Here is a 19,971-nt window from a genome sequence, read left to right on the forward strand (position 1 = left end):
CATGCGCGCCCTGATGCTCGACTTCCAGCCGCGCCGCCGCTCGGGCCCATTGGGCTGGAGCCTGCTGGCCGGCGGCCTGGTGCTGACCCTGGGCTGCTTCTTCATCCAGCAGCACCTCAGTGAACAGGCCGCGCAACAGCAAGGCCATCTGCAGACCGCCCAGCGGGTCCTCACCGGCGACACCGGCAGCAAGACCAGCCTGACCCCGGCCGAGACCCGCGAACAGGCGCAGAACCTGGCCGAGATGCGCAAGGTTTCGCAGCAACTGCGTCGGCCCTGGGAACGGCTGTTCGCCATGCTCGAAGCCATGCCCCGGGATGACATCGCCTTGCTGACCCTGACCCCGGATGCGCGTAAAGGCCAGGTGCGGATCAGTGCCGAGGCACGGGATCTGGAAGCCATGCTCGCGTTCCACCAGCGCCTCGAAGCCAGCGATGAGCTGTCCGACGTGTCGCTGCTCAGCCACGAAATCGTCGTCAAATCGCCGGAGCAACCGGTGCAATTCAACCTGTCGGCCAGCTGGGAGATCGGTGATGCAAATCTCTAGATTGATCGTCCACGAATACTTGCAAGGCCTGGGCGTGCCCGGCCTGGCCGGGCTGGCCATGCTGCTGCTGGCGCTGATGTATGGCCTGGGCGGCCTGATGCCGGACTGGCAGGCGCTGCAAACCCTCAGCCAGCAGACCCGCGAAGCCGGCGAGTACCTGGCCAGGGTCGAAGACGGCAGCGTCGCCGCCCCGGTGGTGCCGCAACGTCAACTCGACGATTTTCGCAGCAAGCTGCCGTCCCAGCCCCAGGCCACGGTCGCCATCGACAAGATCTATGCGCTGGCGGCCCAGGAGCACATCACCCTGGCCCGCGGTGAATATTCCCTGGGCATCGACCCCAAGACCCATCTGGCCCGCTATCAGATCCTGCTGCCGGTGCGCGGCAGCTACCCGCAACTGCGGCGCTTCCTGCATGCCTTGCTCGGCCAGCTGCCCGCAGTGGTGGTCGAGGACGTGGAGTTCCAGCGCAAAAAAATCGCCGACACCGACCTGACCGGGCGGATCCGCATGACCCTTTACCTGTCGAGGTCATGATGAATACCAAGCGAGTAGTGGGTTGGGTGGGGTTCTTCGGCGTGGCGGCGGCGCTGACCTGGTTGCCCGATTACTTCATGCCGTCGGAGGAGGTCGAGGTCACGGTCGCCACCGCGTCCACCTCGAGTACCGGCAAAGCCCGCGGTGCACAGCCAGCGGCGTCGGCCGCTAAAACACCGGCGGTGGTCAAGGACCTGACCCCGGCTGGCGACCTGTTCGCCGCCCGCAGCTGGAAGGCTGCCCCGACGCTTGCCAGCGTCACCGAACAACCCGTCATCGTCACCCCGGTGGTGCAAGCCGCCAGCGCACCGCCGATGCCATTCCAGTTCATCGGCAGGCTGGATGACCGTTCCGACCTGCAAGTGTTTTTGCAGAACGGCGAAAAAATATACGTCGTGCGCAAAGGAGATGTGATCGACGAAACCTGGCGGATCGAGGGCATTTCCGATGTGGAACTGAGCTTCATCTACCTGCCGCTGCATTTGTCCCAGACCTTGTCTGTGGGGAGCACGCAATGAACAGATCATGCCGTCATACGATCGGAGCGCTGATAAGCCTTGGCCTGTGCGCTGGGCTGGTCGCGTGCAGTACGGCGCAAGTGGCCAACAAGGAAGCGTCCGAGCTGATCGAACAGGGCCAGTACGAAGCCGGCCTGGCCCGGGTCGAGGAAGGGCTGCGGGAGAACCCGCGCGATACCGAGTTGCATCTGCTGCGCAACAGCGGTCGGGCCAAGGCGATCACGGCGCTGCTGACCCAGGCCGACACCGATCGCGCACGCCGGGATTTCGCCTCGGCACGCATGGCCTACAGCCGGGTGTTGACCATTGAACCGAACAACCGCCGCGCCCAGGACGCCCTGCGCCAGCTCGACTACCTGCGCAGCATGGAAGACAAGCTCGAACTGGCCCGTGGCGACTTGCGTCGCGGTGACATCTACGGCGCCGACCGCCAGGTGAAACAGATCCTCGAACTCGACCCGAAGAATGAAGGCGCGCTGGAACTGCAAGGCAACATCCGCCTGGTGCAGAGCCGCAACGTGATCCCCTATCCGCAGCTGCGCACCCGCCTGGACCGGCCGGTGACCCTGGAGTTTCGCGACGCCAACCTGAAGGTGATTTTCGAAGTGCTGTCCCAGGTCGCCGGTTTGAATTTCATCTTCGACAAGGACCTGCGCCCGGACATGAAAGCCACCATCTTCGTGCGCGACGTGCGCATCGAAGACGCCGTGGAACTGCTGCTGCAACAGAACCAGCTGCACCAGAAAGTGGTGAACGAAAACACCTTGCTGATCTACCCGGACTCGCCGCAGAAGGTCAAGGATTACCAGGAGTTGGTGATGCGCACCTTCTACCTGACCAGCATCGATGCCAACACCGCGCTGAACATGATCAAGACCATGCTCAAGACCCGCGACGTGTTCGTCGACGAACGCCTCAACACCCTGACCATGCGCGACAGCGAAGACGCCGTGCGCATGGCGGAAAAACTCCTGCAATCCCAGGACCAGTCCAACCCGGAAGTGGTGCTGGAAGTGGAGGTGATGGAAGTCGCGACCCAGCGGATTCTCGACCTCGGTCTGCAATGGCCCAACACCTTCGGCGTGGTCAACAGCGACGGTTCGGCGGTGACCTTGCTCGATCAGCTCAAGGGCATCAACTCCGGCCGGATCAGCATCTCGCCATCGCCCCAGGCCAAGATCAACGCCCAGGACAACGACATCAACACCCTGGCCAGCCCGGTGATCCGCGTCAGCAACCGCGAACAGGCACGCATCCACATAGGGCAGCGCGTGCCGATCATCAGCGCCACCTCGGTGCCGTCGACCCAGGGCCCGGTGATCACCGAAAGCGTTACCTACCTGGATGTCGGTCTTAAACTTGAAGTGCAGCCGACCGTGCACCTGAACAACGAAGTGGCGATCAAGATCGCCCTGGAAGTCAGTAACGCCACCCCGCTGGAGCCGACCCGCCAGGGCACGATTCCGGTTCAGGTCGACACCCGCAACGCCCAGACCACCCTGCGCCTGCATGACGGCGAAACCCAGATACTCGCCGGCCTGATGCGCAACGACCATGGCGCCACCGGCAACAAGATTCCCGGCCTTGGCGACATTCCCGGATTGGGCCGTTTGTTCGGCAGCAACAAGGACACTGTCGGCAAGTCGGAACTGGTGCTGTCGATCACCCCGCGGATCGTGCGCAACCTGCCGTACCAGAGCCCGTCGGACATGGAATTCCCTACCGGCACCGAAACCAGCATGCATATCCAGGCGCCGGACCGGCGGCTGGAGTCGGCTGTTGCGCCTGCGGCCATCGATCGGCCGGTCGCGGTCACCACCCAAGTCGTTATCGAGAAGCCTTGATCATGAACGCCTCGCAACGTGGTTTTACCCTGATCGAAGTCGTGGTGACGCTGGCCCTGATCGGCTTGCTGGCCGGTATGGCCGCGCCGCTGACCGAGACGGTAGTGCGCCGGGGCAAGGAACAGGAACTGCGCACGGCGTTGTACCAGATTCGCGACGCCATCGACGCCTACAAACGCGCCTTCGACGCCGGCTATATCGAGAAGTCGCTGAACAGCAGCGGCTATCCACCCGATCTGCAAGTGCTGGTGGACGGCGTGCGCGATGTGCGCAGCGCCAAGGGCGCCAAGTTCTATTTCCTGCGCCGTGTGCCCCGTGACCCACTGGCCCCGGTCAAGCGCGACGACGAAGGCGGCTGGGGTTTGCGCACCTATGACAGTACGGCTCAAAGCCCGCGGGAGGGCGAAGATGTCTTTGACGTCTACTCCCAGGCGCGCGGCAAGGGTCTCAACGGCATCGCCTACCGGGAGTGGTGACTTATGCGCCGGGAAAAGGGTTTTACCCTGCTGGAACTGATGGTGGTCATGGCAATCATCGCGACCCTGATGACCATCGCCTTGCCACGCTATTTCAACAGCCTCGAGGCCTCGAAGGAGACCACCCTGCGCCAGAGCCTGTCGGCAATGCGCGAGGCACTGGACCACTACTACGGCGACACCGGGCGCTACCCCGATTCCATCGAACAACTGGTGGAGCAGCGTTACCTGCGCAACCCGCCGATGGACCCGATTGCCGAACGCAAGGACCTGTGGGTCCTGGTGGCACCGCCGGACGGAGTGCCGGGCGGGGTCGCCGATATCAAGAGCGGTGCTACAGGGAGGGCGCGTGATGGCAGCCTTTATGCCGAGTGGTAGGCCCTCGAACCAGGCGGGTTTCACCTACCTGGGCGTGCTGTTCCTGATCATGCTGATGGGCATGGGCCTGGCCAGCGCTGGCGAATTGTGGTCGAGCGCCTCGCGCCGTGACCGTGAACGCCAGTTGCTCTGGGTCGGTACCCAGTATGCCCAGGCCTTGCGCAGCTATTACCGCAGTTCGCCGGGCCTGGCGCAGTACCCCAAAGAACTGGCGGACCTGGTGCAGGACGAACGTTTTCCCAACGCCAAACACCATATTCGCCAGCTGTACCCGGACCCGATCGGGGGCGGCGAATGGACCCTGATGCGCGGTTTCGACGGGCGCATCACCGGCCTCTACAGCCCCTCCACGGACACACCGCTCAAACAGGCGGATTTCCCCAGTCAATGGTCGGACTTCACCGGCATGGCCAGTTACAAGGACTGGCAGTTCGTGGCCGAGAAGGCGTTCCTCGAGGGCGCGTCGGGGCCGAAAAGTCCATCCAGGTCTGCACAAGGAGTGATGCCATGAACAGATTCTGCCTGGCCCTGATCCTGCTGCTGGCGACGCCTGTTGCCGCGGTCGCCGAAGAGGACGAAATGATGGGCTTTATCGTCGATGACACCATCTCGCACATCGGTCACGAGTTTTATTACGCATTCAGTGAACGCCTGCGGGCCACCAGTCCCATGGATTTCAACCTGGTGGTACGCGAACGACCTTCCGCACGCTGGGGCAGCCTGGTGACGGTGGAGTATCAACAGCGTTTGGTTTATCGGCGCTTCCTGCCGCCGAACACCGTGGAGCTCAAGGAGGAGGCGTCCGACGCCGCCGACTGGGTGCGCGGGCAGATCGTCAAACGCAAGCTGGAAGCCTTGTTGCAGGACACCACGGACCTTGAGAGGGACGAACTATGAAAACCAAAACGTTGTTGCACCGCCCCGGACTTTCATTGGCCGCAATCTGCTTGCTCGGGTTGGCCAGTGGCGGCCTGGTCCAGGCCACGGAGCTGGTCTACACGCCGATCAACCCGTCGTTCGGCGGCAATCCGTTGAACGGAACCTGGCTGCTCAACAATGCCCAGGCGCAAAACGACTACGACGATCCGGACTTGAAAGACCGGGCTGCGCTGGCCGGGACCTCAGCCCTCGAACGCTTCAGCAGTCAGTTGCAATCGCGGTTGCTGGGACAGTTGCTGGACAATATCTCCACCGGCAACACGGGGAGCCTGTCCACCGACGCTTTTATCGTCAACGTCATCGACGACTCCGGCGCACTGACTATTGAAGTGACCGACCGAGCGACCGGTGAAATTTCGGAAATCCAGGTGAATGGCCTGGCCCCTTGAGGGGACTCGGGCAATGGGGAGACAAGGACATGAAAAAGATAATTGCGCTAGGGCTGATGTTGGCGGCATTACAAGGGTGCAGTCTGCGCGACACGATGCCGGCCGAGCAGGACACCGAAACCCCGACCCTGACACCTCGGGCGTCGACCTATTACGACTTGCTGAACATGCCACGGCCCAAGGGCCGGTTGATGGCGGTGGTGTACGGCTTCCGGGATCAGACCGGGCAGTACAAACCGACCCCGGCCAGTTCCTTTTCCACCAGCGTGACCCAGGGCGCGGCGAGCATGTTGATGGACGCGATGCAGGCCAGTGGCTGGTTCGTGGTGCTGGAACGCGAGGGGCTGCAGAACCTGCTGACCGAACGCAAGATCATCCGCGCCTCACAGAAAAAGCCGAATACGCCGATGAATATCCAGGGTGAGTTGCCGCCGTTGCAGGCGGCGAACATGATGCTCGAGGGCGGGATCATTGCGTACGACACCAACGTGCGCAGCGGCGGGGAAGGGGCACGTTACCTGGGCATCGATATTTCCCGCGAGTATCGGGTAGATCAAGTCACGGTGAACCTGCGGGCGGTGGATGTGCGCAGCGGGCAGATCCTGGCCAACGTGATGACCAGCAAGACCATCTACTCCGTGGCCCGCAGTGCCGGGGTGTTCAAGTTCATCGAGTTCAAGAAGTTGCTCGAGGCTGAGGTCGGTTACACCACGAACGAACCGGCGCAGTTGTGTGTGTTGTCGGCGATCGAGGCGGCGGTGGGGCATCTGCTGGCCCAGGGGATTGATCGCAAGATGTGGCAGGTGGCGGGGGATATGACTGCGCCGCTGCAGGATGAGACGCTGGATCGGTATTTGACCCAGGCCAAGGTGGTGCCTGAGGGTGAGGATGAGTGAACGTGGCGGCCTTCGGGCCGACCAGGTTCTTGGCGGCCGGGTACATATCCATTGCTTTGGTAACGGCTGCTTATGGTTTCGCCCTTACGGCGAGTCCCTTTTGTCAAACGCCACAAAAGGAACCAAAAAGTCTTGCCCCAGCGTCCGGCCCCTCGCTAGGGCTCGGCGTTCCTTCGCTCCGGCATCCATCCGGGGACACTGCCCTCCGGTCTGCTTCGCGACGACCTACATGCAGCGTGTTCGACTGCGTCGAACGGCGCTGCGCGCCACTCCCCGGATGCACACCTCCACTCAGCCTCCCGAAGGGGCGGGTGGATCAAGATCAAAAGCTGCAGGCGAGCTAACGCTCGGCCTGATGAGTGGTGAGAGGCTACGGGTGTACGCCGATCATTGTAGGAGCTGGCTTGCCAGCGAAGGCGGCCTGACAGCCGACCAATCTCTCGCGGATGTACGCTGACCCCCTGTAGGAGCTGCCGCAGGCTGCGATCTTTTGATCTTGATCTTGGCGGCCTGACAGCCAACCTGATTTCACGGATACACCCGGATATTGTGGGAGCGGGCTTGCCCGCGAAAGCGGTGGTTCAGCTTGCATAAATGTTGACTATGACGCCGTCTTCGCGAGCAAGCTCGCTCCCACAGGGGATCTGCGGCGCCCACAGAGTCTTCATACACGACAACGATCAAAAATGTGGGAGATTCTATGTTGCAGGGCAACCCTGCAACCTCAAGCCTGTTGGCCCACGCCTGTGAATCGCTGGCTTCCGCGAGTGTCATGGCCAGTGATTTCGCGACATTCGTGGATGGGCCGCAGCGCAGCATGGTGTTGGGCATCCAGCAGGTGATCATGCTGGCTGATCTGGCAGTAAACCGGGCATTGGATAACCTTGATCCCCAAGGTTAAACCCTCAAGCACAAGAATCGTCAGGTGGACCGCGTTGCGATGACATCCTGACAGCCGTCAATCAATGTCGACCGTACTCGATTCCACTGTAGGAGCTGCCGAAGGCTGCGATCTTTAGATCTTTGACGTCAGTTCAATGGCTGAAGATCAAAAGATCGCAGCCTTCGGCAGCTCCTACAGGGGGATGTGTCAGGCGAGAAAAAACCGCGACCCAGAGAAGGGCCGCGGTTCTTTTTATTGCGCAATTATTGCTGCAACACCGTCGCCTGGTTCCCCGTCCCATACTGCTGAACAGTCGCCATCTGCGTCATCCCACTCTGATCAACTCGGGCAATGTTCCCCGCTCCCTCCTGGGTTACATACGCCACGTTCAGGCTGTCAGCCTGTTTCACAGTGATCTGGTTATCACTCCCGTACTGTGTAGTGAACGCCTGGTTGTCCATACCCGACTGGTCGTACTCGGTGCTGTTGCCAGTGCCGTTGCTGGTGCCCTGGGCCAGGTTGGTGGTGCCGCGTTGCGAGGCGATGAGGATGTTGTCGCTGCCGTTCTGGTCGAAGTACAGCTCGTTGTAGTCGTCGGCCTGGCTGACGGTGGTTTTGTTGCCGGTACCGGCCTGGTTGGTGGTCATGATGTGGCCGGTGCCGGCCTGGGTGAAGCTGGCGGTGTTGTTGCTGCCGGTCTGGTTGATGGTCGCACGCTGGTTTCTGCCGAACTGGCCACCGGCTTGCGGACCTTTCCAGTTGCTGGCGTAGACCTTGTTGTCATTACCCACCGAGTTGGCATTGAGCACTTGGCTGTCGCCGCTCTGGTAGGTGAAGTGCACGTTGCCGCTGCCCTGTTGGTACAGCGCCAGGGTCGAGCTGGTGGACTCGAACTGGTCGGCGTAGATCGCGTTGGCGCCGCCGACTTGCAGGATCTGGGCGACGTTGTTTTCGCCGAAGCTCTGGTCGACGATGGTTTCGTTGGTCAGGCCTATCTGGTCGATGGTGGCTTGGCTGGCGAGTTGGGTGTCTTGCCAGACTTCGCTGCCGTTCATGTCGCCCAGCTGGTTGATGGTCACGGTGCCGGCGTTACCAAAGCTCTGGTCACCGTAGGCATAGTTGCCTTCGCCCGCCTGGTTGATATTGATCTGCCCGGCCACGTGCCCGACATGTTCGCCGGTGCCGGAGTTGGCGGTGCCGTACTGGATGACTGTCGCGTTGTTGCCGGTGCCGTACTGGAGTTGCTCGATGTTGGCTTCGTTGCTGTCACCGAGCTGCAAGGTGGTGGCGGTATTGCCGTCCTGCCCTTCCTGGTAGATGAAGGAGAAGTTGCCGGTGCCTTGCTGTTGCTGCAGCGATTCGTTGCCGCCCAGGCCGATCGACTGGCTGGCATGGCTTCCGTTGAAGGCGCCGACCTGTTGCTGGACGATGGTACTGCCGTTTTCGTACAACTGCTCGCCATAGCCTGCGTTGAAGCTACCGAGCTGATCCTGGGTAATGGTGCCGGTGGCGTTGTCGTGCTTGGCGGCCACGTCGTTGCCTTCGCCCAGTTGTGTCTGGGTGACGGTACTGAAAGGGGCCACGATCTGTTTCACGTCAGCGATGTTGGCGGTCCCAACCTGGTTCTGGGTGGAAAGGCTGTCATCGGCCATCGCCTGGGCACTGACAATGACCAGAATGGCGGCGGTGAGGGGCGTCAGTTTGAACATGATGAAACCTCCAAAGTGGTGCAATGCTTTAGCGATACTGTTTGACCGAAACGCTCATGCCGTTTCCCGACTGGGTCACGGCACTCGAGAGCCCCGTGCCGGCCTGGTCGATGCTGGCGTCGTTGTTGTTGCCGTTCTGGGAAATCTGCGCGCGGTTGTGGCTGCCGTTTTGCGTGATTTCGGCGTTGTTGCCCGAACCTTGCTGGGTGATCAGGGCCATCAGGTCGCTGCCTTGCTGCAGGATGAATGCTTCCTGATTGCTCCCCGACTGGACAATGCGACCGAGCAGCGACTGGCCGTTCTGTTGCACCAGCGCGACGTTGGCCTGGCCGTTCTGGTCGATCAGCGCTTGCTGGCCGATCGGCGCTGGCCACTCGCCGAGGTCGGCACCGGGCGCCAGGTCGTCGTTCTCCATCAGATCATCGGCCCGCACGCCCACACTGCTGCAAAGCAGAAGCAGGCAGAGCAGGGTGGCGGTCGATATGTTCATGGCGGTGTCCTGTGGGAAGAGGCCTGCCCCACCGATCGGCCAGATCGGTGGGGCGAGGGCTTACTGCACGGTAACGGCGACCGTGCGCACGGTGCCTTGGGACGAGCGGATGGTCGCTGTCGGGTTCGCCGACGGGATCACCGTGGTGCTGTTGCTCACCGTCAGCCGCCAGCGTCCGGTCACCGGTACCGTGGTGGTCCCCAGGGTTACCAGCCCGGTCGGGGTGGTCACCTGGACGGTGATGGTGTTGCCGGTGGTTACCGATGAGGTGCCCGTGAAGTCCCAGTTGAAGCGGTTGTTGGAACGGGCCGTCACCGTGGCCGCGGTCACCGCGAAGGTTTCCGCTGCTGGCCTTGGCGAGACTTGCACCGTGACCGTGGCCGGCGCCGACAGGGCGCCGAAGCTGTCCCTGGCGATGTAGGTGAAGGTCGTGGTGAAGGCCGTCGTGACCGTGGCCGGTGGGGTGTAGGTGATCACGGTGCCGTCAGTGCTGACGGTGCCGCGACCGGCCGCTGGCTGGGTCAGGCTGGCGACGGCCAAGGGCACGTTGCCTTCCGGATCGGTGTCGTTGGCCAGCACGTTGATCGGTATCGCCACGCCCAGGGTCGCGATGCTGTCGACCACGGCCACCGGAGACCGGTTAGGCGCCACGGTAATGGTCACGGTCGCCGGAGCGGTCGAGGCCAGGCCTTTGACGTCTTGAGCCTTGTAGGTGAAGGTCGTGGTCAGCGGTGCGTTGACTACGGCCGGCGGGGTGTAGACCACTGCTGCCGTGCCGCTCAAGGCGACGGTGCCCTGGCCGGCGGCCGGTTGGGTCAATGCGGTGATGCTCAGCGGCGTGTTGCCGTCCGGGTCGCTGTCGTTGCCCAGCAGGTTGAGGGTGATCGGCACCCCGAAGCTGGTACTGCCGGTGTCGGCCACCGCCAATGGCGCCTGGTTTTCACCGGTATCCGGGGCCGAGCCGACCACCACGACCGGCTCGGTATCGCTGCCGCCCGCAGCGGATTTGACCGTGACGGTGGCCGGTGGCTGCGGCAGATCGGCGACGGTCAGGCGTTGCAGGGTGCCCGTCTTCGACAGGCGTCCGTACCCCTGGGCGACCATGTCCGGCACCGCCACTTCGTCAGTCGATGTCGCTTCGATCAGCAGGCTGTGATTGCTCCAGTTGTAGCGCGCGGTCTGGACTTTCACCACGTCGGTGAGCTTGCTGGATACCGCCGTCGGCCGGGTTGTGCCCGTCGGGTGGGTGGCAGTGACCACCACGACCGCAGGCACGTTGCCGGTGAACTGACGCTGGCCGAAGAACAGGCCATTGTTGTCGCCGGTCATGGTGATCAGACACGGCGAAAGCGGTGGGCCGGGTACCAGGGCAACGCTTTCGCGAAAGCACAGGCTCGAACTGTTGCCCGATTTACCAAAGACTTCGACCCGCGTGCCGGTGCCGGTGCGCCGGTACGTGGCGCGGTCGATTTCCACCGGGGTCTGGGCACGGTTGTCGAGGACTTTGCCGGACACCGTGAACCGGTCGGTAAAGAGGGTGCCGGCCGGTCCCTGGATGCGTACGAAGTTGGTGCTGTTGGGGCTGCCGGTGACCAGCTCGGTGAGGTTCGGATCACCGACGAACGTGTCGACGGTCCCGGTGTCCGGGTTCATCTCGGTGTAGGGACCATTCACGCTGCGCAGGAACGGACCGATGCTGCCGTTCAACACCCCGCTGAAATTGCCGGGGGCGCCGATACCGATGTCGCGGGTGATGTTGATGGCACGCCTGCCAGGCGCGGTGACGTTGACCGTTTCCACGCCGTAAGGGTGGGTGATGGTGTAGATCCCGGCGGTCGGCACCGAGACGCGCAGGCGAATCCGCGCGAAGCTTTGCTGATCGCCATCGACCGGGTTTTCCGAGGCGAATGCGGCCTCGACCGCGGCCACATACACCTCCAGTTCATACCCGCTGTTACCGACTTGCGGGATCGCGGTCTCCGCCGCGAACCAGAAGGCTTCCGCTGGCCAGTTGTCCGGGAAGATCATCGGCTGGGCGTCGTCGTAGACCCCTGGTTCCGCCGCGAGGATGCACATGAAGGATGGTGGAGTGGTGACCGGCACCCGCGAGCTTACGGCTCGGGACTGGCACAGTTCCATCTTCAATTGATTGTTGTCCTGATACCACATGGGGAATTTCCCCGTGGCAAAGGTGTAGGGGCCGGGGTCGACGGCGGCGAGTTGCGCGAACGCGCTGCCGGACAGCGATAAAGTCAGTCCCAGGGCGTTGAGCGCCAGGCGTGGCCAATTGTTCATGATGCCTCCTGATGAGGATCTGGGCATGTGAGCGTTCATTGCACGATGACCACTTCTTCGGTGTCGCTGCCGCCATTGGATGACGTCACGCGAACCCTGGCCGGCGGAATCGGCGAGATCCCGGTGGCCAGGGTTTTCACCGCGCCTTCGCCACTGAGGGCGCCGATGGCGGCACCGCTGGCGGAGGCGGCGGTGAGCACCGGCGGCGAGGTTTCGTCGCTGGTCGAGGCCACGAGGGTCAGTTGCCCGCTGCTGAGGCTGTACTCCGCACGCTGGATCACCACCAGGTCGGTCAACACCATGGACAAGGTGGTCGGTGTGCTGGTGGGGATCGCCAGGTGATTGTCGGCGGTCACCTGCACCGTGCTTGGCAAGCTCGGATTGGCCGCGGACTGCGCGTACCAGTTGCCGGCGGTGTTGGCTTCGCTCATGTTCAGCACCGGGCTGTTGCTGGTCACGGCGACAGTCGCCGGCGGCGGGGGCGCCATGACGAACACGTCCTGCTGGGCGATCGGCGCGCTGGCACCGGCTTTTCGCGAGTAGGTGCTGCGCTGGGTGATCATCGGCGTCGGCCGCACGACCGTCGACAACTTGCCGGAGATGCTGAACAGCGTGGTGCGCAGATCCAGGCCATTGGGCCCTTCGATGCGCACGAAGTTGGTGTTGAACGGGCTGCCGGTGATGGCCTCTTCGAGGTTCGGATCGCCGATGAATTTCTCGGCCGCACCGGTCAGCGGATTGGTCTCGGTGTAGGGGCCGTTGACGCTGCGCAGGAAGGGGCCGACGTCACCCTTGAGGGCGCCGTCATAGGTTTTCGGCGAGCCGATGCCGATGTCGCGGGTCATGTTGATCGCCCGCCGCCCGGGCACGTCGACGTTGAACACATCGACGCCATAGGGGTGGGTGACGACGTAGGTGCCGGCGGTGGGCACATCGATGCGAATGCGCACCCGGGCGAAGCTGAGCTGGTCGCCCTCGACCGGTTCTTCCGCAGCGAAAGCCGCTTCGATGGCGGTGCCAAACGACAGGTCGATGCCTCTGGCGGCGTCGACGATGGCCGCATCGGCGGTGAACCAGAACGCCTCGTCAGGGAAATTGGTCGGGAAGACGATCGGCTGTGCGTCGTCGAACACGCCGGGGGTCGGCAGCAACGTACACATGTACGACGGCGCACCGGGTGCACCGGGAGCCCTGGAGCTGACGGCCTTGGACAGGCACAGGTCGAGGGTTCGACCGTGGGTGTCCTGATACCAGGCGGCGAACGAGCCGTTGGCTGGAAGGTAAGGTCCGGGGTCGACGGCATACAGCGTCGCCTGAGCGATGCCTTGGGCCAGAGCACTCACGACCAGGGCGGCCGCGGTTTTGGACAGTAAAGGGTGCATGAGTTAAGCCCTCTATCAGAGTACCTGTCCCTTGGGGATGGGTCAGTTGAGAGGGCTTCGGCAACTTCCGTACCAAGCGGCGAAAACGTTCCTGAGAGGTCCGGGGCGCGGGCCTGTAGCGGTCAATCGCCGTCAGGCCTTCGCTCGAGCGAGCGGGCCATTGTCCCCAGCATTGGGGGCAGGTGGGGATAGCGGGGAGGTGGTAGCGTAAGGAATATGTAAAAGATTCAAGAAATCGAGAAACGTCTGACATTCTTTTAGGGTTGGCTGTCGGACGCGAGACGTTTAGTGTGGTCGCTCCTGACAGAAAGTCTGGTCAGCCCGGCGCATGACAAGGGTGCATTGGCACAGATGCACTTCATCTTTCCAGCGACGACAGCGGGCCACACACCGATTAGACTGCCGTATAGATCCCGGAGGTCATATGAGCGCCGAACTTTCCCCAATCGTTTCAGAGTTTGAAACTGAAGAGCAGGCCGCAAGCTACGACCGATGGTTCCGTGCCAAAGTGCAAGCCTCGCTCGATGACCCGCGCCCGAATATCCCGCATGACCAGGTGATGGCTGATATGCGAGCGCTTATCGAATCAAAGCGCAATAAGCGCGATGCTGGGAGTGGCGGCCCGAAGCACGGGCCGAACTGTGGCAAATCCTGAATTACATTGGCGATCTCCGCCTTGTGGCGGCTAGCGAGTTACACCAAGCCATTGAAGCCGCTACATCAGCTCTTCCTCAACACCCCTACCTCTATCGATTTGGCCGTGTTCCCGGAACGCGGGAAATTGTTGTACATCCCAACTACCTGGTGGTTTATCGAGTGACGGACCGGATAGAAATCGTTGCCGTGTTGCATGCCAGGCAAGAATACCCCTGACTCCAAATCTGGGCAGTTTCCCGTAGTTGCGGCTCCCTGCATGCAACTTCATCGAAATCAATGCAAAAACCTGTGGGAGTCGGGCTTGCCCGCGATAGCGGTGTGTCAGTAAACGGATGAGTCGGCTGACACGCCGCCATCGCGGGCAAGCCCGCTCCCACAGGTATTCATGTTTCTTCAGCTCGACCCCATTCAGGTTCACCACGGTCAACACCCGCCCCAAAACCCGACATCGGGGCAAACGGCCATTAGTGGGCTATAACCCTATAGGGGAATCGTCGGGAACAACGTCCATGAACATGCCAACCAAAGCGCTCCAGTCGCAGGAGGGCGATACTCGCCTGCACTCGCGCAAGCCGTCGTTCAATTTGTTGCGCTGGTTTTCGCTGATCAGCCTGGCGGTGATCGGCACGGTTGCCGTGGCGCTGGGGGCGGTGTCCACGCGGTTCGTGATTACCGAGAGCGTGCAGCGTGATGCCTTGCTGACGTCCCAGTTCATTCAGGCGATCGCCTCGGCCGAGGTACGCCATGTGTCGATTCCCAACGTGCGGACCATGGGCGAGTTGCTCGACCCTCGCAAGGACAAGGACTTTCCCGACGTCGACCCCATGGCCCGGGCCAATGCCCGTGGCGAATTCCTCGACCATATCGAACACTTGCCGGACGTGATCCTGGCCAACATCTACGCCCCCGACCGCATGGTGATCTGGTCGACGAACCCGGCATTGATGGGCACCACGATCCATACCGACGACGACCTGGATCAAGCCTTTGCCTCCAAGACCCCGGTGTCGGCCAGCTATCACAACGTCGACCACAATCGCATGGAGCAGAAGTTCGTAACGCCCCCGGAATACATCTTCATCGAGAACTACATTCCGCTGTTCGATGCCGACGGCGACACCGTCACCGCGATGGTCGAGATCTACAAGGAGCCCAAGGACCTGATCAGTCGCATGGAGCGCGGCCTGGTATTGATCTGGCTGGCCACCGCCCTGGGCGGCGGGCTGATTTACCTGGGGCTGTACTGGATCGTGCGCCGGGCCGCGATCCTGCTGGCGGCGCAACAGCAGCAACTGATCACCAACGAAACCTTTGTCGCCCTGGGCGAGATGTCGTCGGCGGTGGCCCACAGCCTGCGCAATCCGTTGGCGACCATTCGCTCCAGCGCTGAACTGGCGCTGGAATTCGACAGCGGCGCGGCGCACAAGAACATCAACGACATCATCGGCCAGGTCGATCGCATGTCGAAATGGGTCAGGGAGCTGTTGCAATCCTTGCGCCCGCTCAACGACGAGGCGGAGCCAGTCAATCTGGTGGCGGCGTTGCACGACAGCCTCATGGCCTTCGAGCAGCAGATCGCCAAGGCCAACGTCCTGGTCGTGTTCGAGCCCGGGGAAACGCCCATGGTCCTGAGCCAGCAGGTGCAGTTGACGCAGATCCTCAACAGTTTGCTGGCCAATGCACTGGAGGCGATGGAGAAGGGCGGCACGCTCACCATCACCCTGGAGCCGACCGATGCCCACGGCGTTTGCGTGGTCGTGAGCGACACCGGCAAAGGCATGAACGAAGAGCAGCGCCATATGGCCTTCCGACCGTTTTACACCACCAAGCGCGGTGGCCTGGGGGTCGGACTGGTGTTGGTCAAGCGGATCATGGATCGTTTCGGCGGCGCGGTGACTCTGGAAAGCCGCGAGGGTGAGGGCACGACGGTCCGTCTTTCGTTCAAACGGCTCACTTGAAAATGGGTGTGAACTTTCCCCGATAGCGGGTGTCATTCCCCAGTCGCTTCCCGGTCATGGCACATTGATGTTGATAAGCCACTGTTTTGGCAGGTGTTAATACTTTGTAAAAACTAGTTACAAATATGGCGAGCTACTTGCAAATCACCATTACCCCTTCATGACTTCGAGGCGGCTGGTGATGGACAGTAGAGCGCGGTTCCCCTTCAAGCGGTTTGGCTTCCTGACGCCTTTGAGCGTCCTTCTGACGATGGCGCTGGGAACAGCGAGCCTGCATGCCAGCCCCATCGATGACGAACGACAGCCCGAACCCACCGACCCGTCGGCATATTACGACGAACCCGCCGATAAACCGGCCGCGCTGAACGCCATCCTGACGATGCCGGAAGCCAACGAAGACGCCTTCGATTTGCCCAATGGCGTCAAAGGCAGCCGCGACACCCCGCGCCAGGAAAACATCCTGCCGCCCAGGGTGCAGACCAGTTTCAATTACCCCACCAATGGCAAGCCGAGCCCGCTGTTCGGCGCTCAGCCATTTACTCAGCAACTGGTGTTGTTCGAAGAGTTCGGCCCGGAAAAACTCGATCCCACCACACCGGCGGCGCCCTTGGGATTTCCACCGGCGGCGATCGGCCCGGCGCCTGCGCAGGACCCCACCAGTGTGGCCCGCAGTGCGCCACCCGGCGCGGCCCTCGATGCGTTCTTGCGCCAACCGGGACTGACGCCATTTCCGAGCCAGTTCTCCAACGTGGTCGATCGCAATCCGTGGCAGGCGCAGATCGAATATTTTCTCAATCGCCACATCGGCTCTTCCGCCGAAGGTCGTCCGCCAGGCAAGGGTTGGTCGCATCAGCGCTGGAACGAGTTCTACCCGCAAGCGGCCTACAAGACCGTGCAGACCGGTGCACGAACCAACGGCGGCCTGCGCGACAGTCGCCAGATGCATGGCTATGCACTGGGTGAGTTCGGTCCCGGAGGTCTCTATCACAACACCGCCGGTGTACCGCTGACCGAGGGCACCGCCAAAGGCGTCGATGCGCGCTTTCACCCGAACATGCCGGTGCAGAACCACAACTCGGTCTGGACCTTCGACGGCACCTTGCCCCCAAAATTACTGATGGTGCGTTACGGTCAGCCGGTGCTGATGCGCCATTACAACGGCTTGCCCATCGATCCGGCGGCCAACATGGGCTTCGGCTTGCACACCATCAGTACCCACGAACACAACGGTCACGCACCGGCGGAAAGCGACGGTTACGCCAACGCGTTTTTCTTCCCGGGGCAGTATTACGACTACCGCTGGCCAATCCAGCTGGCCGGTTACGACAGCATCAATACCCGCGCCGAAGACCCGCGTGCGGCCTTCCCGTGTTCGCCGGGGGAAACCCTCTGGGTCAATGACATGAACCCCGGTCGCAAGACGTGCGACCACGGCACCATCAAGATCCGTGGCGACTGGCGCGAAACCATGAGCACCCACTGGTTCCACGATCACATGCTCGATTTCACCGCGCAGAACGTCTACAAGGGCAATGCGGCGATGATGAACTACTACAGCGCCCTGGACCGTGGCAACGAAGCGGTGAACGACGGCGTCAACCTGCGTTTGCCCAGCGGCAGCGGCTTGCCGTGGGGCAATCGCGACTACGACGTCAACCTGGTGATTGCCGACAAGGCCTGGGATCAGGGCGGCCAACTCTGGTTCAACCCGTTCAACACCGATGGCTTTCTCGGTGATCAGATACTGGTGAACTGGCAGTGGAAACCGATCCTGGACGTGCGCGCCCGCAGCTATCGGTTTCGTATCCTCAACGGCTCGGTGTCGCGTTACTTCAAGCTGGCCCTCGTGCGCGAGGTCAAGGGCAGCAGCGGTGAATTCCCCGGCCCGAAAAACGCCGGGGTCTCCTACAGTCGGGTGCCGTTCCACATGATTGCCAACGACGGCAACATCATGGAACACAGCGTGCCGTTCGACGGCAGCATGGACCTGGATGCCGATGGCAATAAACAGAATCACAATGCGATCCTGCCCACCCAGGGCATCGCCGAACGCTTCGACATCATCGTCAACTTCGCGAAAAACGGGATCAAGCCCGGAGACAAACTGTTCTTCGTCAACCTGCTGGTGCATGACGACGGCAAGGGGCCAAAAGAGCCCGTTTCCCTGGGTGATGTGCTCTCGGAAAAATACCTGGCGGTGATCAAGCAAAGCAGCAAAGGCCCGCAGTGGGACAAGGGCGACCCGGCCGTGGGCAAAGTCTTGCAGCTCAACGTCAAGGCCTACACCGGTCAGGACCTGGCCATGGACCCGGCCGCCTATGAACCCGCCAAACCGGGCAAGGCCGAAGGCAAGGTGATGATCCCGCTGAAGATTCATCGCGATAACGTCGCCGACAAGGCGCTGCTGGCCAAGGCCCGTCACCGCACCTTCACTTACGGGCGCTCGGACGGCACCGACGAAGCGCCCTGGACGGTCAAGACCGACGGCGGCTTCGGTTTCCATATGGACCCGCGTCGCCTGAACACTTCGACTCAGTTGGCCAGTGGCCCCACCGATGCCGGTGTCACCGGTTTCGGCACCCTGGAAGTGTGGAACATCAAGGCCGGCGGCAAGGGCTGGAGCCACCCGGTGCATGTGCACTTTGAGGAGGGGATCATCCTGAGTCGCGGCGGCAAGGCTCCGCCGGAATGGGAAAAATGGGCGCGCAAGGACGTCTACCGCATCGGCTCCGAAGACGATGGCCTGGACAGTGTCGAGTTCGCGATCAACTTCCGCGAATTCGCCGGGACGTACATGGAGCACTGTCACAACACGCAGCACGAGGACAACTCCATGCTGCTGCGCTGGGACATCGAGAAACCGGGGCAATTGCAGTTGATGCCGACGCCGCTGCCGAGCTGGGATGGCGTGCGTTACGTCAACTCCGCCGCATTGCCCACCTTCCGCACCGGCGATGGCTTCGGCCCGCAAGTGCCGGTCAAGAAATGAATCGGGAGAGCGCCGACATGAACGGGCATACGCCGCGCTCCCGTGCCTTGGGCATGCACCTGGTACTGATGCTGGTCGGCTGTCTGCTGGCGACCCGGTTGCTGGTGGCCCACGAGGTCGCCGAGGCGCCGACTGCGGCGGCGACACCTTGGGGCGCCAGTTATTTCCCCAATACCCTGCTGACCGACCAGGACGGCCGGCAGGTGCATTTCTTCGATGACCTGATCCGGGACAAGGTGGTGGTGATCAATTTCATCTTCACGACCTGCAGCGATTCCTGCCCGCTGGAAACCGCACGCCTGCGTCAGGTGCAACAGTTGCTCGGGGACCGGGTGGGCAAGGACATTTTTTTCTATTCCATCAGCATCGATCCGCTCAGCGACACGCCCGAGGTGCTCAAAGCCTACGCGCAGCGGTTCAAGGTCGGGCCGGGCTGGCAATTTCTCACCGGCGACTTCGATGCTGTCACCGAACTGCGGCACAAGCTCGGGCTGTTCATCGAAGGCGTCGACAACGGACGCAACAAAGATCACAACCTGAGCCTGATCGTCGGCAACCAGGCCACGGGCCGCTGGATGAAAGCCTCGCCCTTCGAGAACCCGTGGATTCTGGCCGATCAGTTGGCCAACACCTTGCAGAACTGGAAGCAGCCCAGCGTCGAGCAAAGCTATGCCAATGCACCTGAGCTCCGGCCGCCCAGCAGCGGCGAAGAATTATTTCGCACCCGCTGTGCCTCATGCCACAGCCTCGGCCCGCAGGACGGGCAAGGCATCGGCATGCGCAGCATCGGTCCCGACCTGATCGGCGTCACTCGCCAGCGAGCGCCGGCCTGGCTGGCGCGCTGGATTCGCGAGCCGGACCGTATGCTGGCCGAAAAGGACCCGATCGCGATGGAGTTGTTTGAGCGCTTCGACAAGATACCGATGCCCAACCTGCGTCTGGATGAGAACGCGGCGCAGTCCATCCTGGCTTTTTTGCAGGAAGAAACCGAGCGGCAGCAGCCGTTGCAGGCGGTGCAAACGCAGTAGCGGCCAAATAATATCAATGACACCATCAGCCTCGAACAATGCCACCTACACTGATTCG

19 protein-coding genes and 1 pseudogene are annotated in these 19,971 nt (G+C 62.1%); 16 read left to right on the forward strand and 4 right to left on the reverse strand.

Annotated elements, in window-relative coordinates; translation table 11 throughout:
* The first annotated feature begins 1 nt into the window (after position 1).
* From ACA062_RS12860 to ACA062_RS12910, 11 genes and pseudogenes are all read left to right on the forward strand, one after another.
* On the forward strand, positions 2-547 hold the full coding sequence (locus ACA062_RS12860) for a PilN domain-containing protein (RefSeq protein ID WP_497456705.1): 546 nt from the start codon (positions 2-4) through the stop codon (positions 545-547).
* The gene (locus tag ACA062_RS12865) at positions 534-1,082 is read left to right on the forward strand and encodes a GspMb/PilO family protein (protein ID WP_497456706.1); all 549 of its coding nucleotides are present in this window, start codon (positions 534-536) and stop codon (positions 1,080-1,082) included. Before ACA062_RS12860 ends, ACA062_RS12865 begins: the two co-directional genes overlap by 14 nt.
* Entirely contained in the window at positions 1,082-1,600 is a 519-nt protein-coding gene (locus ACA062_RS12870; protein ID WP_497456707.1) for a hypothetical protein, read from the forward strand. Before ACA062_RS12865 ends, ACA062_RS12870 begins: the two co-directional genes overlap by 1 nt.
* Positions 1,597-3,444 carry a secretin GspD/PilQ domain-containing protein gene (locus ACA062_RS12875; RefSeq protein ID WP_497456708.1) on the forward strand — a complete coding sequence of 616 codons (1,848 nt, stop codon included), beginning with the start codon at positions 1,597-1,599 and terminating at the stop codon, positions 3,442-3,444. Before ACA062_RS12870 ends, ACA062_RS12875 begins: the two co-directional genes overlap by 4 nt.
* A gap of 2 nt (positions 3,445-3,446) precedes the next feature.
* A complete protein-coding gene (locus tag ACA062_RS12880) occupies positions 3,447-3,920 on the forward strand; it encodes a type II secretion system protein (protein ID WP_497456709.1) in 474 nt (157 codons plus the stop codon).
* Positions 3,921-3,923: 3 nt separating this feature from the next.
* Positions 3,924-4,298 (forward strand): type II secretion system protein, encoded by a 375-nt coding sequence (locus ACA062_RS12885; protein WP_064678369.1) that lies wholly within the window; start codon positions 3,924-3,926, stop codon positions 4,296-4,298.
* Entirely contained in the window at positions 4,273-4,809 is a 537-nt protein-coding gene (locus tag ACA062_RS12890) for a type II secretion system protein (RefSeq protein ID WP_497456710.1), read from the forward strand. The genes ACA062_RS12885 and ACA062_RS12890 overlap by 26 nt, the downstream gene beginning before the upstream one ends.
* Entirely contained in the window at positions 4,806-5,195 is a 390-nt protein-coding gene (gene csgE / locus ACA062_RS12895) for a curli production assembly/transport protein CsgE (RefSeq protein WP_497456711.1), read from the forward strand. The genes ACA062_RS12890 and csgE overlap by 4 nt, the downstream gene beginning before the upstream one ends.
* Positions 5,192-5,626 carry a curli assembly protein CsgF gene (locus ACA062_RS12900; RefSeq protein WP_497456712.1) on the forward strand — a complete coding sequence of 145 codons (435 nt, stop codon included), beginning with the start codon at positions 5,192-5,194 and terminating at the stop codon, positions 5,624-5,626. Before csgE ends, ACA062_RS12900 begins: the two co-directional genes overlap by 4 nt.
* Before the next feature lie 29 nt (positions 5,627-5,655).
* On the forward strand, positions 5,656-6,522 hold the full coding sequence (locus ACA062_RS12905) for a CsgG/HfaB family protein (RefSeq protein ID WP_497456713.1): 867 nt from the start codon (positions 5,656-5,658) through the stop codon (positions 6,520-6,522).
* Between the two features lie 721 nt (positions 6,523-7,243).
* Positions 7,244-7,423, forward strand: a pseudogene (locus ACA062_RS12910) (DUF6124 family protein); the annotation flags it as partial.
* A gap of 245 nt (positions 7,424-7,668) precedes the next feature.
* Here the strand turns inward: ACA062_RS12910 and ACA062_RS12915 are convergent.
* Genes ACA062_RS12915 through ACA062_RS12930 form a run of 4 tightly spaced genes read right to left on the reverse strand, consistent with a single transcriptional unit; the run spans position 7,669 to position 13,281 of the window.
* Entirely contained in the window at positions 7,669-9,114 is a 1,446-nt protein-coding gene (locus ACA062_RS12915; protein WP_497456714.1) for a curlin, read from the reverse strand.
* A gap of 28 nt (positions 9,115-9,142) precedes the next feature.
* Positions 9,143-9,604, reverse strand: a complete 462-nt coding sequence (locus tag ACA062_RS12920) for a curlin (RefSeq protein ID WP_497456715.1) — start codon at positions 9,602-9,604, stop codon at positions 9,143-9,145.
* 60 nt (positions 9,605-9,664) lie between these two features.
* The gene (locus ACA062_RS12925; protein ID WP_497456716.1) at positions 9,665-11,899 is read right to left on the reverse strand and encodes an Ig-like domain-containing protein; all 2,235 of its coding nucleotides are present in this window, start codon (positions 11,897-11,899) and stop codon (positions 9,665-9,667) included.
* A 35-nt stretch (positions 11,900-11,934) separates the two neighbouring features.
* Positions 11,935-13,281 (reverse strand): hypothetical protein, encoded by a 1,347-nt coding sequence (locus ACA062_RS12930; RefSeq protein WP_497456717.1) that lies wholly within the window; start codon positions 13,279-13,281, stop codon positions 11,935-11,937.
* Positions 13,282-13,705: 424 nt separating this feature from the next.
* Here ACA062_RS12930 and relB point away from each other — a divergent pair, with 424 nt between their 5' ends.
* The 5 genes from relB to ACA062_RS12955 all read left to right on the forward strand — a co-directional run bounded on the left by relB (position 13,706) and on the right by ACA062_RS12955 (position 19,913).
* A complete protein-coding gene (relB, locus tag ACA062_RS12935; RefSeq protein WP_497456718.1) occupies positions 13,706-13,936 on the forward strand; it encodes a type II toxin-antitoxin system RelB family antitoxin in 231 nt (76 codons plus the stop codon).
* On the forward strand, positions 13,921-14,154 hold the full coding sequence (locus ACA062_RS12940; RefSeq protein WP_497457408.1) for a type II toxin-antitoxin system RelE/ParE family toxin: 234 nt from the start codon (positions 13,921-13,923) through the stop codon (positions 14,152-14,154). Before relB ends, ACA062_RS12940 begins: the two co-directional genes overlap by 16 nt.
* Positions 14,155-14,447: 293 nt before the next feature.
* Entirely contained in the window at positions 14,448-15,896 is a 1,449-nt protein-coding gene (locus ACA062_RS12945) for a sensor histidine kinase (RefSeq protein WP_497456719.1), read from the forward strand.
* 181 nt (positions 15,897-16,077) lie between these two features.
* Positions 16,078-18,885, forward strand: a complete 2,808-nt coding sequence (locus ACA062_RS12950; protein WP_497456720.1) for a multicopper oxidase domain-containing protein — start codon at positions 16,078-16,080, stop codon at positions 18,883-18,885.
* Positions 18,882-19,913, forward strand: coding sequence for an SCO family protein (locus ACA062_RS12955; protein ID WP_497456721.1), 1,032 nt, complete (start codon positions 18,882-18,884; stop codon positions 19,911-19,913). Before ACA062_RS12950 ends, ACA062_RS12955 begins: the two co-directional genes overlap by 4 nt.
* Positions 19,914-19,971 lie beyond the last annotated feature (58 nt).

The sequence above is a fragment of the Pseudomonas sp. LBUM1679 genome (assembly GCF_059695565.1).

What these genes read in the sequence shown, in the direction of transcription:
- ACA062_RS12860 (WP_497456705.1), top strand. Translation starts at nt 2, where the DNA reads ATGCGCGCCCTGATGCTCGACTTCCAGCCGCGCCGCCGCTCGGGCCCA.
- ACA062_RS12865 (WP_497456706.1), top strand. Translation starts at nt 534, where the DNA reads ATGCAAATCTCTAGATTGATCGTCCACGAATACTTGCAAGGCCTGGGC.
- ACA062_RS12870 (WP_497456707.1), top strand. Translation starts at nt 1,082, where the DNA reads ATGAATACCAAGCGAGTAGTGGGTTGGGTGGGGTTCTTCGGCGTGGCG.
- ACA062_RS12875 (WP_497456708.1), top strand. Translation starts at nt 1,597, where the DNA reads ATGAACAGATCATGCCGTCATACGATCGGAGCGCTGATAAGCCTTGGC.
- ACA062_RS12880 (WP_497456709.1), top strand. Translation starts at nt 3,447, where the DNA reads ATGAACGCCTCGCAACGTGGTTTTACCCTGATCGAAGTCGTGGTGACG.
- ACA062_RS12885 (WP_064678369.1), top strand. Translation starts at nt 3,924, where the DNA reads ATGCGCCGGGAAAAGGGTTTTACCCTGCTGGAACTGATGGTGGTCATG.
- ACA062_RS12890 (WP_497456710.1), top strand. Translation starts at nt 4,273, where the DNA reads ATGGCAGCCTTTATGCCGAGTGGTAGGCCCTCGAACCAGGCGGGTTTC.
- csgE (WP_497456711.1), top strand. Translation starts at nt 4,806, where the DNA reads ATGAACAGATTCTGCCTGGCCCTGATCCTGCTGCTGGCGACGCCTGTT.
- ACA062_RS12900 (WP_497456712.1), top strand. Translation starts at nt 5,192, where the DNA reads ATGAAAACCAAAACGTTGTTGCACCGCCCCGGACTTTCATTGGCCGCA.
- ACA062_RS12905 (WP_497456713.1), top strand. Translation starts at nt 5,656, where the DNA reads ATGAAAAAGATAATTGCGCTAGGGCTGATGTTGGCGGCATTACAAGGG.
- ACA062_RS12915 (WP_497456714.1), bottom strand. Translation starts at nt 9,114, where the DNA reads ATGTTCAAACTGACGCCCCTCACCGCCGCCATTCTGGTCATTGTCAGT.
- ACA062_RS12920 (WP_497456715.1), bottom strand. Translation starts at nt 9,604, where the DNA reads ATGAACATATCGACCGCCACCCTGCTCTGCCTGCTTCTGCTTTGCAGC.
- ACA062_RS12925 (WP_497456716.1), bottom strand. Translation starts at nt 11,899, where the DNA reads ATGAACAATTGGCCACGCCTGGCGCTCAACGCCCTGGGACTGACTTTA.
- ACA062_RS12930 (WP_497456717.1), bottom strand. Translation starts at nt 13,281, where the DNA reads ATGCACCCTTTACTGTCCAAAACCGCGGCCGCCCTGGTCGTGAGTGCT.
- relB (WP_497456718.1), top strand. Translation starts at nt 13,706, where the DNA reads ATGAGCGCCGAACTTTCCCCAATCGTTTCAGAGTTTGAAACTGAAGAG.
- ACA062_RS12945 (WP_497456719.1), top strand. Translation starts at nt 14,448, where the DNA reads ATGAACATGCCAACCAAAGCGCTCCAGTCGCAGGAGGGCGATACTCGC.
- ACA062_RS12950 (WP_497456720.1), top strand. Translation starts at nt 16,078, where the DNA reads ATGGACAGTAGAGCGCGGTTCCCCTTCAAGCGGTTTGGCTTCCTGACG.
- ACA062_RS12955 (WP_497456721.1), top strand. Translation starts at nt 18,882, where the DNA reads ATGAATCGGGAGAGCGCCGACATGAACGGGCATACGCCGCGCTCCCGT.